Below are 16,366 nucleotides of genomic sequence, written 5' to 3' on the forward strand. Positions count from 1 at the left end.
ATCTAGTGTTGCTGAATCAGGGTATGGACTTTGACCTAAAACCCTGAACGCTCCTGCAAAACGTTGCGGAATCCTATTAGTATTCATCAACGCCCCCGCAGTTCCCATCTCTAGCCCCCTCTTCATTGAGATTTGCTTCAGACATTGAACATAACCTACTAAAATCCAGGATTTAGCGTCCCTTTTATTAGGTTGATCATCAATAAGCTCTAAATTTACGATGCAGTTATGGTGATGCGGTTTTCGTTTCGCGCAGTTCTCATAGGAGCGTTTGCAGTGCAGGTTATTGGCATTGCAAGTATTGTGAGCTATCTACATGGTCAAGGTGAGACAGCGTCACATCGCAGCTTAGTCCGTCAGTTAGCCAAAGCTGATAGCGATCGCGTTCAAGTCTATCTGTCGCAATACCTGCAGGTTCCTCAGCAGATCAACCGTCTCAATGCAACGGCGGTGCGGCTCAATCAGCTTGATGTCAGCAATTTACCTCAGCTTGAAGCCCACATTTTTGCCCAACTACAGCAGTTTGATTCTGTCAGCACCATTCTTTTTAGCGGGGCGGATGGATCCTTTCGCACCGTGCATCGCAGCATTGAGGATCGTCGTCAAGTTGAAGGGGGGCGATCGCAGCCGAATGGAGATTTTGATGTCTACCGTCTCAATGAGGCCGGCGTGCCGACCACATTAGTCACATCCCTGCCCAACTTTGATGGCCGCGATCGCCCTTGGTTTCGCGATGCGGTAAGAACTCAGCAAGCTGGATGGAGTGGTCTGTTTCAGATTGGGGAAGAAGCCTCGTTAGCCATTAATGCCTACTGGCCCATTTATGACAACAACACTCTGTTGGGGGTTTTTTCAGTCAACCTCAGCCTCCTTGATCTCAGTCAATTTTTGCGTCAGCTCGATGGCGCTCAGCAGGGGGTGGTGTTTATTGTGGATGAAAATGGTTACCTGATTGCCAGCTCTACAGATGATCCACCCTTTCACGTCCAGGGGACAGGATTAGAGCGTCGTTTTTATCGCCTGCGTCCAGCAGACAGCGACCATGAACTCTTGGCAGATATCGCCACTAATCTGCCTCAAGTGACCCATTTTTCGTCGTTAGATAGCGGCGATCGCCAGTGGGTAGACCGCATCGGGACAACATCCTATGTTTTAGATATCCATCGCCTTGATCCATCCCTAGGGCTGAATTGGCAAGTGGTGAATGTGTTACCAGAGTCTCTTTTTCTGGCAGACATTCGTGATCGACAGCGCCAAACCTTGATATACACGAGCCTTGCTCTAGTAGGAGCGATCGCTCTCAGTGCTGGCATTGCTCGCTGGGCAACCCAACCTCTCAAACACTTGCGAGACACGGCTACCCGCCTAGCTGATGGTGACTTTCACGCCGTACCGCCCCAGAGTCCAATCCTAGAGTTTCAATGGCTATCGGAAGCGTTTGAATCCACGTCCAGCCAGCTTCGGCAATCGTTCCAAGAATTGCAGTCGCTGAATCAAACGCTCCAGAACAATGAAGCCAAGCTTTCTCAGTTTTTAGAATTAGCGCCGGTCGGCGTCTTGATCTACAGTCTAGATGGATCTATTTCCTATGTGAATGCTATTAGTAAAGCCTTATTTGGCTTTAAAAAAGATTCAGAGTCTCCAGTATCTAGTCTTAACGAGCTTTCCCACTATTATCCGCTCTACATAGCTGGAACTCAGCAGCCTTATCCACTTCACAATCTCCTCAATCCGCAAACGTTTTCAGAAGAATCTGTCACGTTAGATGATTTGGAAATCCATCAAGAACACCACCTACATCTGCTAGAAGTTTCCGTATCACCTATGATTGGTCGGCAGGGTGACATCGAGTGGGCGATCGCTATCTTTAACGATATTACGACCCGAAAACAGGCTGAGCAACTGCTGGAACACTATAATCGTGAATTGGCCCACCAAGTTCAACAGCAGACCCTGGAACTCGCTAGGGAGGTGGAAGAGCGAAGAGTTGTTGAAGTCTCGTTACGTCAGAGCGAACAGCAGCAAAAGATTCTCTTACAGGCCATTCCAGATCTCATGTTCCGCGTTAGTCGAGATGGAATTTATCTTGGTTATGTTAAGACTAACGCCATGATCGATCTTTTGCCTGCAGATGAGAATCCGGTTGGCAAGAATATCATAGATTTTTTTGCTCAACACCATGATGTTGTTGCACGCCAGATGCATTTTATTCAAAAAGCCTTAGACACACAAGAAATTCAGATCTATGAGCAGCAGAACTACATAGGCGATCGCCTTCAATACGAAGAAGTGCGAGTGGTTCCCTGTAGCGATCAGGAAGTGCTTTTTATGATTCGTGACATCAGCGATCGCAAAAAGGCTGAAATTGCCCTGCGCTATAGCGAGGCTACCCAACGTGCTATTCTCCAGGCCATACCTGATCTACTGCTGCGCATTGATAGGTATGGTAAACGAAAAAGCTTTATCTCTGGGGGAGAGGTTCATCTACGCAAGGGGGTTCACCATGGCTTAGAGCAATCTATCTTCGAGACTCTGCCCCGTGATTTAGCAGAAACTCGGATGCGCTATATTCATCAGGCCCTAGAGACTGGGCAACGCCAACATTATGAGCATGATATTGAGGTAGATAACGAAATCCGCCATGAGGAGGTGCGGATTGTTCCTCTCAATGCAGACGAAGTCATGCTGATGGTGCGCGATATTACCGATCGCACCCGAGCAGAAAGCGCTCTACGTCAATCACTTCAGAAAGAAGAGGCGATCGCCTACATTCTAGAAAAAGTCCACCAATCTCTAGATCTAAAAGACGTCTTCTCATCTACCGTGGATGCAGTCCAGCATAGTCTCCACTGCGATCGGGTGTTAATCTATCGCTTTCAGGCAGACTGGAGTGGAGAGATCCTGGCTGAAGCTGTTGCGCCTCAGTGGATTTCGTTGCTCAATGCAGAACGTGAAGATGTGATAACCGCACAAAATGCGATCGCCCATCCTGACTGTGTGATTACGGCTATGGCCCACCATGGGTTGCCTCACCATGATACTTATCTGCAGGACGTCAAAGCAGGTTTTTACAAGCAGCGCTCTAATCCAGTGAGGGAAGTTTCTGATATTTATGCTGAGAATTTTAGTGATTGTTATCTTGAGTTTTTAGAACATTTTCAAGCTCGTGCTTACATGACCTGCCCCATCGTCCAAGGCGACCAAATCTGGGGACTTTTGGCTGTCTATCACAACCAAGGGCCCCATGTCTGGACACCAGCAGAGCTGGCGATTGTCTGTCAGACGGCAACGCAACTTGGCATTGCAGCTCAGCAGGCGGAGCTGTTCCTGCAGCTTCAATTAAAGTCAACAGAGTTAGAAATTGCCAGAGAAGCCGCAGAAGCAGCCAGTAACTCCAAAAGTGTTTTCTTAGCTAATATGAGCCATGAACTGCGGACGCCTCTGAATGCAATCTTAGGGTTTGCCCAGTTACTCAATCGTGATCTAAGCCTGCCGGATGAGCATCGAGAAGCTATCCATACCATTACCCGCAGTGGTGAACATCTTCTCTCGTTAATTAACGGTGTCCTCGACTTATCTAAAATTGAAGCGGGACATATGAATTTAGAGAAGAGTTACTTTGATATCAGGGAATTTATTCGATCGCTTCAATCCATTGTCATTCAGCAAGCACGATCTAAAGGATTATCTCTCAACTTTGATCTATCGACCAATTTGCCAAGCTTAATTAAGTCTGATCCACAAAAGCTGCGGCAAGTTTTAATTAACCTTCTCGGCAATGCCATTAAGTTTACCTCCTGTGGAAGCGTAACCCTCAAAGCTTCCATCACTCCCTTTGAATCGCCACAACCTCAGGGAAGCGATCGCCTGATTCAGGATAGTGCTGAACCGATTGCATGGTTGACCTTTGAGGTGATTGATACCGGAACGGGCATTGCTCCTGATGAGCAAGTTCGAATCTTTGAAGCGTTTGAGCAAACCCAATTAGGACAAATGGCTCCCGATGGTACTGGCCTCGGACTCACCATTAGCCAACGCTTAGTGGAAAAAATGGGTGGATGCTTGACCGTACAAAGTACCTTAGGACAGGGCAGTGCGTTTCAATTCACCATTCCAGTTGGTATTGGCCAGACCAATGCTATCGAAGCCACCCAGGGGCAGGTTGCCCATCTTGCTCCCCACCAAGCTTATCGGATTCTGGTGGTTGATGATTCTATGATGAACCGCCAAGTCATGGTGCAGTTCTTAAGCAGCATTGGGTTTGAGATCCAGGAAGCGGCCGATGGTGCTGAAGCGATCGCCCAGTGGCAAGCCTGGAATCCACACCTGATTTTGCTAGACCTGCGAATGCCCGTTTTCAGCGGCTTAGAGGTCATTCGTCATATCCGTAATTACGATCGCGAACATCCGCCTACCGGCGATCGCCTATCACCCAAAGTCATTGCCGTTACGGCTTCTGCCTTGATCGATCAGCAGCAGGAAGCTATGGCATCAGGCTGCGATGATTTCATCACAAAACCTGTAGATCTCTCTCGCTTGCTAGAAGCGATCGCTCAGCACATTGACGTAGACTATATCTACGATGACTTAACTATTGATACACCAAGTGCAGACATTCCATGTCTTGAACCTGATGCATTATCTGTCATGTCCCAAGAGTGGCTAGACTCGCTCTACTTATCTGTACTGCGCTGTGAAGATGCTCAGGTCGATCAGCTTATTCAGCAAATTCCTAATCAATACAACGACCTCAAACAGGCATTAGACTACTACAATCAACGGCTGCAGCTAGAACAGATTTTATTGATGATTGAGGCATATCAACCTCGCAGGAGTAGCTAAATATTATGGCTAAAGGTTACAGCGCATGTGGTTCCCTACCCAACCTTGGCATTCCTAACCAGGTATAAGATAATACCTCTTGCTTCAGGCTGCAATAGCTAGCGCTCAACGTTTCCCCAGAGACTGTCAGACAAGGGATATTGGAGGGTGCTTGAGCATGAAAGATCACTCTATTTACATTCAGCATGACCATCAGGTACAAAAAAGATGAGAGGGGCCTCGCACCTTTGCGAGGGCAATGCTTTAATGAAGGAGCTTAGGTTTGAGATCACAACTCAGAACTGGATTTTAGAGTGTTGCTGAATCGATAGATGACTTGCCCTCATCCCCAACCCTTTTCCTCAGGGAGAAGGGAGCTAGAACCCTCGTTCTCTCTTGCTGGGGCTAGGGCTAGCAGCAATTCTCATTTTGACCAGTAGCTTGTCCAATCTGCCAAATCCTGAACGAAAGAATGAACTTTTCCAAGAACTCTATTGATACTATTGTCGACAAGGTGGGGCAAGATATTCATACTGAGAATTGCTGTAGGGCTAGAGTGAGGGTGGATTTAGGACGTCATATCTGCATTCAGCAACGCCGATTTTAAAGCGTGTTGGGTCAGATTTAAGGATGTCTGTGCTCCTGCTGCTTCTGATCCACCGAATGGTCTAAAATGCTTGGAGCAAGCTGTGAGCATAGAATCTAGGGTGTACTTCATAGTGCTGAGACCAAAACGTTAACTAACGGCTGTGAGGAGAAAAAATATGTGCGCGTCTCGCAAATCATCTACCGTATTTCAGGACTTGGGTTGGATTGCTGGCATGATTGGGGGCTCGGCAACGATGTTGATGGTTACCCCAGGATATGCACAGACACAACCCGTGATACCAGACATGCAGGCAACCCCGCTCATGCCCGCAGCAGCGTCGCCGACGTCGGAGCTGCCGGAGGTTGACGATATGGCTTCTGCAACGGAGCCGGAGGCCGCGATCGCTATCCCTGCTGCAGCAACACCCGTAGCAGAGTCAGCCGCCCCCAACGACCTATCCCAACAACCCGAGAGCCTGGCTGAACCTGCGGCTGCATTACCGTCCGAATCATCAGAACTCGAATCATCAGGATCTGAATCATCCGAAGACGTGTCTAGGCAAGCCGTGGATCTCTTGCCTGCCCAGATGCCCGCTCAAATGCCCGCTCAAAATCCCAGTTCCATCTACGCTGACGCGATCGCCCAGTTCAGCGGTGGCGGTGGCCCAGGCCCCTTACGCTTCTACCTCGGCACCGAGCTGCCCTATCCCACCACGCTGCTGGGGCCAACGCGACGTTTTTCGGTGTCAGCAGGTAGCGATCGCCAAGGCGGGCTCAGCATACCGGGCGGGGTGCAGCTTTCGCTGAGTGATTCCGATACCGTCACCCTAGAGGGGCGGGTGGGTACCTCCATCCTCGGGTTTGACCTGAGCTACCGCCATCAGCCAGAGCTAGCTCCTCTGGGGTATTCCGTGAATATCTTCAACCAACGAGCCTATTCCTCCAACCTGCGGGGAGGCGATCGCGATGTGGATTTGCCTGGCGGTGATACACCCTGGGTGCATCGCTTGGGTGTGGGTGCAGAAGTCTTCCACGCTTTTTCCCCTGATCTAGAAGGTGCCCTGGGCCTCACCTATCAGCGGGTATCGGTGCGGGATGATGTTTTTTCAAACGACCTATTCTCACGGGACGAACGGGGCAATCGGCTCACGGTAAGCGATAGCGGACAGGATGATTTGCTGATTTTATCGGCAGCAGCCCAGTATGACACCCGCAATGATCTGATTAACCCTACCGAAGGCAGCCGGCTGCGTCTGGGGCTAGAGCAAGCCATCCCCCTGCAGGATGAGACGATTTCCTTTACGGGATTGACCGGCAATGCTACCCAGTTTATTCCCCTCTCCCTGTTTGGCTTCGCAGAAGGCCCCCGCACCCTGGTGCTGAATATCCAAGCCGGGCACATTTTCAATGATGTTCCTAGCTATCGAGCGTTTAGCCTGGGCGGCAGCAACTCCGTGCGGGGTTTCGATCGCGGTGATGTGGGCTCGTCTACCAGTTTTATCCAAGCCTCAGCCGAATATCGCTTTCCCATCTTTTCCTTTGATGCCATGGATGAAGAGATCGATGTGGGTGGGCTGCTGTTTGTGGACTATGCCAATGCCCTAGGCACCCAAGATGACGTGATTGGTCGCCCTGGCGTTGCCCGCGATAAGCCAGGGGATGGGTTGGGGTTTGGTCTAGGCTTGCGGCTGCTATCACCCTTTGGCCCCGTGCGGGTAGAACTAGGACTCACCGACAGTGGAGACTCGGCTGTGCATATTAACCTAGGCGATCGCTTCTAGATCGCCCCCTATCTGCCCAGTGAGCGGGAGCTAGCCTTTGATACGCTAGCTCCTGCTCACCCGACAATCCTGCCCTAGTGGGAGGGTGTAGCTATTGGCGAGCATTGAGCGCCGTCGAACTGCTCCCAACCTTATGAGACGAGGGTTGAGCGACGTCGAAACCCGGCAACTTAGCTTCATGGAACTGAGCCCATCTACTTAGCAGGACAAGGGTGGGATTGCTGAAGTCAGCTCTTTGACTATGAATTTTATTCATGTATGTGATAGGCGCTATGCTTTGAATCCCATAGCAAAGCCCGTTAGATTAAGGACATAGATAGATGAAACAACGGTCAGACGTCCTTTTCACTATCCCGCAGCAACAGTCCGATCTGGAGGTCGCCATGACATACTTTAACTACTCTCACCGTGAACAACTCGAACGTGCCCTTCACCTTGATGCCGCCGTTCCTTCTCGCTCCTCTCGTTGGCTATCGTCCCTAAAAGCGATCGCCACGTCTGTCGTCAAGACTTTTACCCAAGATAGCAATGCTCCTCGCATCTGGTTTAGCATGAGCGAATCGGGTCAAAAAATCTGGCATGTCTACGATCCTATCACGAATAACCATGGCCTCTATGAAACCGAGCAGGATGTTCGGGTATGGCTAGAGCATCGCTATTATGATATGGCTCGGTAAGCACCTAGTTGAGCGTATAGATACATGATGACTGGTCTACGCCTAGGTAATAAAATCCCCAAATTCTTCGGAGTTTGGGGATTTACCTTCATGGAGATGCAATCCAGGGCAAGTTAGACAGGTTTATCCATCGTGGTTTGGGCGTAGTGATTGACCTGCTCCACAAGTTTGGGTAAGTCTACAGTGGTTAACTGACCATGATCGACGACCTTCTTGCCATTGATAAAGCTGTAATCGACGCTATCTGTTTGGCAAAAGGTTAGTGCGGCTACTATATCGTGAACACCAGATAGAGAAGGGCGATCGCAATTAATCGCGATGAAGTCTGCTGAGTAGCCAGGAACCAGTGCGCCAATATCATCTCGTCCTAGCACCCGCGCGCCTCCTAGGGTTGCTAGTTCTAGCACATCTCGCGCTGACATCACCGAGGCATCACAACTGCCGACCCGGGCTAAGAGCATAGCCATGCGAGCTTCATGCAGCAGATTAGTAGCATCATTGGAAGCAGCCCCATCTACCCCAAGTCCGACAGGGACATTGTGGTTGAGCATCTTCCGAATGGGGGCAATGCCGCTGGCTAGGCGCATGTTGCTGCAAGGACAATGAGCAACGCCGGTTCCGGTGCGGCCAAACTTAGCGATCGCATCATCACTAAGCTGGACACAATGGGCGTGCCAGACGTCATGCCCTAGCCACCCCACGGACTCAGCATAATCTCCTGGCCGCAAACCAAAGGTGGCCAAGCTGTAGTCTACATCGGATTGATTTTCTGCTAAGTGAGTATGAAGCCGTACTTGAGGGTGCGATCGCGCTATGGCAGCCGATTCTCGCATCAGATCTTGGGACACTGAGAAGGGCGAGCAGGGTGCAAGGGTCATCCGGGTCATGGCATGACGCGATGGATCATGGTACTGCTCAATCAGCCGGAGACTATCGCTGAGGATATCTGCTTCTCGTTCTACTAACGTATCTGGCGGCAGCCCACCGTTGCTTTGCCCAACGCTCATGCTACCTCGACTAGCGTGAAACCTTAAACCTATGTCCTTGGCTGCCTGGATAGCGTCATCTAAGGTGCAATCATTAGGATACAGATAGAGGTGATCGCTGGCGGTGGTGCAACCCGATAACATCAGTTCTGCTGCCGCCATTTGAGTACTGAGATAAATTCCCTCTGATGTTAAGTTTGCCCAGAGAGGATAGAGAGATGTGAGCCAGTTAAATAAGTCACAATTCTGAGCGGCAGGAACGGCGCGAGTAAGACATTGAAAAAAGTGGTGGTGGGTATTAACAAGCCCAGGGAGGACAACATGCCGCCCTCGTAGATCTAGCACATCATCAGCCGTCTGGGGCAACTCGTCGGTAGTTCCAACCTGCTCGATGATGTTATCGCGAATCAGTAGTGCTCCATCAGCGATTTCTCGCCGTTCCGCATCCATGGTGACTAATGTATGGCAGTGTTGAATCAGTAGCGTTGTCATAGACCTCCCTGTAGGGCAATTTAGTATGGCAAGGTAGAGCTAGCATAGGGCGATCGCGATTCAAGAAGACCTCAAGGGCTGAGATGCTTGGAGCAGGTTGAAACCTGATTGCCTATGCTTAGCGGTGTTGGATCATGATTCTAAACCATGGTTGTCTAATTTTCTTGAACCTATCTCCTAGTTCGGCATGACTGAATTGATAGATGATTTTCCCTCATCCCTAACCCTTCTCCCCAGGGAGAAGAGAGCTAGAACTCCTGTTCCCTCTTCCTAGGAAGAGGGCTAGGGTGAGGGCGGATTGAGCCATTCATACTTGTATTCAGCAACGCCCCTAGTTCTAGATGGGGTTAAAGGCAGCGATCGCTATCTGTATTTTTTCTAGGGAGCTAGATGTAACGCTGACAATGCCTGTTTTGCATTGACTGCCAAATTTGTTGGATAGAGTTAAGATAGCTGATTGAGGAATAAAATATTTTTTCAGTCCACACCAGCTAATCCTTCTCTGATAGTTTTTAACTCTTCAGATGCCCTTATCTTAAGATCGATTAGGCATAAAGTCTCAAGACTCTAGCCAAATAGGATCATGACGATGAATAATACCCCCCTGCACAACTGAAGCGCGAATACCTGCGATCATAGTGTGGTGCTGAATAGTGGTGCGTAGAATATCTAAATCTTGGGGCAGCCCCTGTTGGGCGAGAGTGGTCACCACACAACGGGGACAGGCGGTATCAATCTGTAGGCGTACCTGATCGCCGATGGCTAATAATCCACCCACCCAGGCATCTTCCACAAACCCTGCGTCCGACTCAGTGGGTTCGATCAGAATATTCGGGCGAAACCGGCAGGGCTCAAACTGGCCGTCTGGGTAGAGCGCCTGCAGGCTTGAGAGCGTTGAAGTCGTCACCAAATGGATGGGACAAGAGTCAAAAAAAGTGCCTGTGGGCAGCACCAGTTCTGTGACAGCATCTTGGTGAACAGTTCCTTCTACCTCAGGCCAATATTGGTCTAAGCTCGCCTTCTCTGGGGCGCTGGAGAGCAACTGTACCGATCGCCCCAAGCTCTGGGAGAGCATGTCTTCGACAGCTTCTGTTTCACTGGTCACCGAGGTACCATCTGGTAAAACCATCTGAACGGCCGGTAAGGGTGTTGTAGATTGCGGCGTTTCAACAAAGGCTGCTTGGAAATCTAGTAGCTGGGCCCATTTTTTGGGATTCTTAGCACTAGCAACTCTGCCACTGGCAACGTCCCATAATGCATAGGCGCGATCGCCCACCAGTCCATGGGAGGTGATTTCGGAGGACTCCAGTTCTTCCCCCAACATTGACTTGACCGGATAGCGCCAGAGCGTCGCTACTGAACCAACCCTTGTCTGAGCCATAGCATCTAACTGTGCAAAAACAACCTGCTAACGCTAGCACAATCTATGTAAAGCCAGAGGTATCCAATCTTACGGACAGAATGCTGGTCATACGGATCTGGTCTACCCTAGGCCGCGGCGTATGCTCAGTCGGTCGAGGACTCTCTAGAACTGGCTGTCTGGTACGATGGCCTGATGAACCTGAAGATCCCATGGCGGTGCTGAATTGCGATCGAAGTTGCGCTAAAGAATCGTGAGCGAGACGCTCATACTCGCATTTCATTCACCATCAAGGTAGGGTGAGCCTGTTCACAGTCCTATCTCATATCTTTATTCAGCAATGCTGAGCTAATCCTAGTGTAGCAATGATCTTTTTCCTCGCGCTATGGTATCGAGGGGTTCTATGGCGTCATAGACTGATTGAAAAGATGATTGTGGATAAACTCTGAGGCTGCTTTGCTAGGAAGAGGGCGGGCAAAGTGGTATCCTTGAGCCGCATGGCACGTTACAGATTTCAGATACGATAATTGCCGGGTTGTTTCTACCCCCTCTGCTACAACATTAAGACCTAAGTTGAGGGCCAGATTGACGATCGCTTTCACAATTTCAAACTTATCAATATCTGTTTCTAGGGGAGTAATAAATGAACGATCAATTTTCAGTGTACTGATAGGAAACCGATGTAGGTAGCTGAGTGATGAATATCCAGTGCCAAAGTCATCTAAGCAAACTCTGATTTGTCGTGCTTGTAGCTCACTCAGAATAGTTGTAGCCACATCAGAATTTTCAATTAAAACACTTTCAGTAATTTCTAGTTTAAGCTGAGAGCCGGAAATATGAGATGTTTCTAGAATATAATCGATTTGAGCAATGAGTTCAGCATGGGAGAATTGCTTTCCTGATAGATTAACGTTCATGGTCAGAGCTGATAATGCAGGAAAATCTTGTTGCCATTGATAGAGTTGATGGCAGGCTTCTTGCAGCACCCAGACATCAATGAGCATAATTAACCCAGTGTCTTCTGCAATTGGAATAAATTCATCGGGAGAGATCATTCCATGTTCTGGATGCTGCCAGCGCACCAACGCCTCAAAGCCCTCAATGCACTGATGTGCTAAAGATATAATAGGTTGATAGTGTACACTAAGCTCTTTCCGCTCAATGGCCCTCTGCAAGTCACTTTCGAGCTGAAGCTGACGAAGGGCATGGGTATGCATGGAAATATCAAAGACCTCATACTCGCCTCGACCTCGTTTCTTGGCACGATACATGGCTGTATCCGCGTCTCGCAAGAGCTGAGCTGGGTCAGTATAGTTACTAGCATGTAAGGTAATGCCAATACTGGCGCTAATAAAAACTTCTCGCCCATCCAGTAAAATAGGTGACTTGAGCACCCGATGGATACGATGGGCTACCTCAATGGCATCATTCATACCTTGGATGCCTTCTAGAAGCATTACGAACTCATCTCCCCCTAGTCGGGCGACCGTATCTCCCAGCCGTAGACAGGCTTGCAGTTGATTAGCCACAATCTGTAAGAGTTGATCGCCAATCGTATGACCCAGGCTATCGTTTACCATCTTAAAGCGATCTAAATCTAGAAATAAAACGGCGAATTGATAAGGAGGTGCTTGGGGATTACGAATAAGATGACGATGAGCGATGTGTAGGATATGCCCTAGGCGATCCATAAACAGTGCCCGGTTTGGCAGTCCTGTTAACGTATCATGAAAGGCATCATGGCGAAGCTGAGCCTCTATTTTTTGGCGCTCAACTAGCTCTGTTTGGGCCTGCTGATACAGTTGAGCTTGATGAATCGCGATCGCACATTGGTCAGCAATCGCTTTGACTAAAGCAACCTCGTCATCTGTCCAACTGCGTTGGCGATCGCACTGTTGTAGGCAAATACCGCCTAGATAGGTTTCTTGGTAGATCAGCGGCATTAAAATAGTAGACCGGATTTGATAAACTCGGGCGAGATCTTGAACATGCTCAACGTTAATATCTGCAATATCATGAATGATAATGGGGCGATCCTGGGTAATTTCCTCTTGGTAGTAATCATAAAAACTGCAGGCAATACCCAAGAGCATGTCTCGCTGCAACGTCGCGTGGCTGATATATTTAATCACCGAGTAGCTAGTATCTTGCTCTGACTCAGGCTGAAAGATAGTGCTGCGACTGACCCCCAGAGCTTCATGCAGTTGGTCAACTGTGGTTTGTAGTACGGCATCAAGCACTAAGGTTTTGCGCATCGCCTGCACAATTCGATTGACGATCGTTTCACGCCAGGCCTGCTGTTGAATTTGGGCGATCGCTGCCTTTTGATGATGTCGGAGTTTGAATTCCTCTAAAGCTCGCTTTAAGACCGTAGGCAAGCGAAACAACCGATCTTTGAGCACATAGTCAGTCATGCCCTGTCGAATACATTCAACGGCGGCCTCTTCTCCTAAGCTACCCGTAATTAAAATGAATGGAATATCTTGCTTAGCCTGCTTAAGCAGCTCAAAGACCTGCAACCCATTAAAACTGGGTAAGCGATAATCTGACAATACGCTATCGTAAGTATTGTGCTCCAAGAGTTGCTGGCAGCGCTCAGCCGTTGTGGCTGTGTCGTAGGTAAATGGAATGTCGGCAGACTCAAGGGCTAAGAGAATGAGTTCGACATCTTCGAGAACATCTTCGATAATCAATAACTTGAGTGGTGAGATCTCAACCTCCCAGACACCTTCGTCTAAACTATCAAGCGTGAGTTCGTACTCTTCCATCGACGTCCCTAGCAATGCGCCACTATCTTGAATAAATGTCTTGTTCTCTCAAGCAATTCGTCCTGTTAGAGCTTATGTCTTTAACCTTTCTTTGCAAGCAATCTGCTAGAGAAATGCAGATAAACCATAAATCAGATGGCTCAAACAGGTCTCATGGTGCCATGGGGTTTACGAAACTGTGCGCTTATTCATGATCGCTTGAGAAAAAAGCTGATCGTAGACCTGTTGTTGCACCACAAACGTTGCATGGCTTTCACCTTCATCATATTTTGGGCAACAGCGATCTGATGAAACCCTTTGTGACCCGATCATTCAACATGCTTATGCAAGAAGAGCGACCTGATGAACCAAAGAACATAAATTCGCTACTCTAAGCTATTCAACGCTCTTTCATCTTCATAGAGGAGTCCCGAATGTTGATTTATCTTAACATTTACGACATGCCTGTCAACTATAGCAGGTTATTGATCAAGTTAAGTGAGTTCTACATGCTTTAAGCACCGGCATACTCTGTTGAAATAATGCGAGACGGAAGATTTTATGAGGGCTTTAACGAACAGCCTAGAAGACTAGGCGATCGCCATGATGTTAACGGTAGTGTTCTACTATTCTGACCTCGAATCATGCAATTGACAACCGCACGACGCCCATAGGGGGATCGGTTATGCTGACTCCAGTAAGACCCACGTCAATCCGCAGCTAGTTCAATCCGCCCAAGCTTGAACGCCAGAACAAGTTGTCCCAACGAAGCTATTGACATCGATCAACAAGCCCTAGCAAAATTTCCATACCGAGCGTTGCTATCCTAACGTTCTTTCATGGGCGTTGCTGAATGAGGCTATAAAATTAGGGTAGTGTTCAAACGTTGTCATCTTATGCTGCCAGCGCTCCCGCGTTAACACCTGCCTTGGCCGCTCCTGCAGCTCTTGAGGTCTAGGCGTAGGAGCGTCGCTGGGAGCATTCCCACGCTCAGCGTAGGAACGATATCAACGTTCTCTCATGGGCGTTGCTGCATGAGGCTATGACATCGGAATGGCAACAAGATGCTCGCCCTCATAGCTCATTCACCATCAAGGTCGTGTAAGCGGTTTGCTCACTGTTCTTCAGCGCAAATCCTATCATGATTCAGCAACGACCTTGATGATTCTCAGATTTCCAGCGCTGAACTCGTGAGCCTGGGTTCAGGACTGAGTACAACGGGCGTAGTTAGGTTGCCTCACTTATTCTCTGCCCAGAGTTAATAAAGAATGTTAACGCAGGATCCATTCACAGTGGTTGAGTTGCATCCAATAGACTCCCACCCGTCGAGATAGATCTTGGAACTGCTCGCTATCTTGGGGCTTCACCACATAGCTGTTCACGCCTAGCCGATAGCAGGCGGTGATATCGTGATGTTCGTTAGATGCTGTCATGACGACGACGACTAACTGTTTCGTCCGAGGATGGTTACGGATGACTTCTAAGACTTCTAGTCCGCTAATTTTGGGTAACTTGAGGTCAAGCAGTACCAATCGCGGTAATGGACGGGGCGATGCTTCTTCTGCTGAACTCAGCAGGTAGTGTAATGCACCTTCACCATCTTGTTCCACATCAATTTGGTTGATGAAAGGATAATCCTCTAACGCTAGACGAATGAGTTCGATGTCGTTGGGATCATCTTCAACAACCAAAAGACGAGATGTATTAATCACCATAGTACGAATAAGCCAATCAATGGAGAAGACGCTAGGGCCGACTGCACAGTTTTTTCTAGATGACATGCCAGAGGCTGAGTGCTGCACGCTATCTGCTCACTCTCTTCTGAAATGTTGATGCTATGTGCCGTGTGCTAACGTGCGAAATGTGTCAGCCGACTCAATGAAAGTTTAAGGGAAATTACGTATGGAGATGTTCTAACTAACCAATAGGTCTCAACTGGGGGCGGGCCACTAAGCTCGTATTGGTTAGGGTTTTAGAACGAGAGGGCGATCGCTCTAACCAACTGGATGTACAACTATAGCTCAACTATGATGATTTGTCAGTAATCTTACTGAGAAGACGATGCGTGGATTTCTACAGAAAAGCTATGACTGTTAGCATCTCTATAGGGTTCACTTACTCCTAGTATATAACATTTTATACCAAAGTATTCCTCATACGTAGCTAACTTGGATCAATGACCATTCGCTCCTCTAGCTCCTCAGTCATCTAGGGGAACCTGGTTGAGCATCATCCAGTAGAACCCGACTTGACAGGCTACATCCATAAATTGCTTGAAGTCCAACGGCTTCACAATATAACTATTAACCCCCAGCTCATAACAGGTGCTGAGATCTTGGTTCTCCGCTGACGATGTCATGACGACTACAACCAGATCCTTCGTTTGGGGATGGGCGCGAATTGCTCGTAGAACCTGTAGCCCATCTACTTTAGGGAGCTTGAGATCCAGTAAAACTAGGCGTGGCAAGAGGTGGGGTGCTGATGTTTCTCCAGAACCATGCAAATAGCTAAGTGCTTGCGCTCCATCCATCACAATGTCCATTTGATTGACAAAATGATGGCTCTCTAGAGCTAACTGAATGAGCTCAACATCGTTGGGATCGTCTTCGACCAATAGAATGCGGGTTGGTTCTATCTTCACGGTATTTTCTAGTTTTGAGCTAACAGGTTTATGAATAATGGTTTTGTAGATTTCTAGTATAAATGGAAACATGGGTCGTGTCGAAGTGACGGAACCCTAAATTTCCATGAACTATCAGCATCCCCTAATGTGAAGTCTGGATAGATAGAGTATTCGTTCTTTGTTTAGGGACGGGCCAGCAATTCTCAGTATGACGATTCAACTGGTATTGGGCGGGATGTTTAGCTCTAGACCTTCCAGCATGAAGGTGAGCAGATGATCCCAACTGTCGAA

At 48.5% G+C, this 16,366-nt stretch carries 8 protein-coding genes; 3 read left to right on the forward strand and 5 right to left on the reverse strand.

From position 1 onward, the window contains the following. Nucleotides 1-276 precede the first annotated feature (276 nt). The 3 genes from JUJ53_RS23795 (at nt 277) to JUJ53_RS23805 (ending at nt 7,867) form a co-directional block, all read left to right on the forward strand. Nucleotides 277-4,842 (forward strand): response regulator, encoded by a 4,566-nt coding sequence (locus JUJ53_RS23795; RefSeq protein WP_204154544.1) that lies wholly within the window; start codon nt 277-279, stop codon nt 4,840-4,842. 872 nt (nt 4,843-5,714) lie between these two features. Continuing rightward, a complete protein-coding gene (locus JUJ53_RS23800) occupies nt 5,715-7,190 on the forward strand; it encodes a BamA/TamA family outer membrane protein (protein ID WP_204154545.1) in 1,476 nt (491 codons plus the stop codon). A 383-nt stretch (nt 7,191-7,573) separates the two neighbouring features. Continuing rightward, nucleotides 7,574-7,867: a hypothetical protein gene (locus JUJ53_RS23805; protein ID WP_204154546.1), complete on the forward strand. Its 294-nt coding sequence runs from the start codon at nt 7,574-7,576 to the stop codon at nt 7,865-7,867. Between the two features lie 113 nt (nt 7,868-7,980). Here the strand turns inward: JUJ53_RS23805 and JUJ53_RS23810 are convergent, their stop codons facing one another. From JUJ53_RS23810 to JUJ53_RS23830, 5 genes are all read right to left on the reverse strand, one after another. Next, entirely contained in the window at nt 7,981-9,345 is a 1,365-nt protein-coding gene (locus JUJ53_RS23810) for an 8-oxoguanine deaminase (RefSeq protein WP_204154547.1), read from the reverse strand. 559 nt (nt 9,346-9,904) lie between these two features. Further along, on the reverse strand, nt 9,905-10,726 hold the full coding sequence (locus JUJ53_RS23815) for an MOSC N-terminal beta barrel domain-containing protein (protein WP_204154548.1): 822 nt from the start codon (nt 10,724-10,726) through the stop codon (nt 9,905-9,907). 380 nt (nt 10,727-11,106) lie between these two features. Beyond that, complete coding sequence (locus JUJ53_RS23820) at nt 11,107-13,473, reverse strand: EAL domain-containing protein (protein ID WP_204154549.1); 2,367 nt, start codon at nt 13,471-13,473, stop codon at nt 11,107-11,109. 1,250 nt (nt 13,474-14,723) lie between these two features. After that, the gene (locus tag JUJ53_RS23825) at nt 14,724-15,167 is read right to left on the reverse strand and encodes a response regulator (RefSeq protein ID WP_204154550.1); all 444 of its coding nucleotides are present in this window, start codon (nt 15,165-15,167) and stop codon (nt 14,724-14,726) included. Between the two features lie 485 nt (nt 15,168-15,652). After that, nucleotides 15,653-16,165 carry a response regulator gene (locus JUJ53_RS23830; RefSeq protein ID WP_204154551.1) on the reverse strand — a complete coding sequence of 171 codons (513 nt, stop codon included), beginning with the start codon at nt 16,163-16,165 and terminating at the stop codon, nt 15,653-15,655. Between the last annotated feature and the right edge of the window lie 201 nt (nt 16,166-16,366).

Source organism: Leptolyngbya sp. CCY15150, from assembly GCF_016888135.1.
Classification (GTDB): Bacteria; Cyanobacteriota; Cyanobacteriia; order RECH01; family RECH01; genus RECH01.

What these genes read in the sequence shown, in the direction of transcription:
- JUJ53_RS23825 (WP_204154550.1), bottom strand. Translation starts at nt 15,167, where the DNA reads ATGGTGATTAATACATCTCGTCTTTTGGTTGTTGAAGATGATCCCAAC.
- JUJ53_RS23805 (WP_204154546.1), top strand. Translation starts at nt 7,574, where the DNA reads ATGACATACTTTAACTACTCTCACCGTGAACAACTCGAACGTGCCCTT.
- JUJ53_RS23820 (WP_204154549.1), bottom strand. Translation starts at nt 13,473, where the DNA reads ATGGAAGAGTACGAACTCACGCTTGATAGTTTAGACGAAGGTGTCTGG.
- JUJ53_RS23830 (WP_204154551.1), bottom strand. Translation starts at nt 16,165, where the DNA reads ATGTTTCCATTTATACTAGAAATCTACAAAACCATTATTCATAAACCT.
- JUJ53_RS23800 (WP_204154545.1), top strand. Translation starts at nt 5,715, where the DNA reads ATGCAGGCAACCCCGCTCATGCCCGCAGCAGCGTCGCCGACGTCGGAG.
- JUJ53_RS23810 (WP_204154547.1), bottom strand. Translation starts at nt 9,345, where the DNA reads ATGACAACGCTACTGATTCAACACTGCCATACATTAGTCACCATGGAT.
- JUJ53_RS23815 (WP_204154548.1), bottom strand. Translation starts at nt 10,726, where the DNA reads ATGGCTCAGACAAGGGTTGGTTCAGTAGCGACGCTCTGGCGCTATCCG.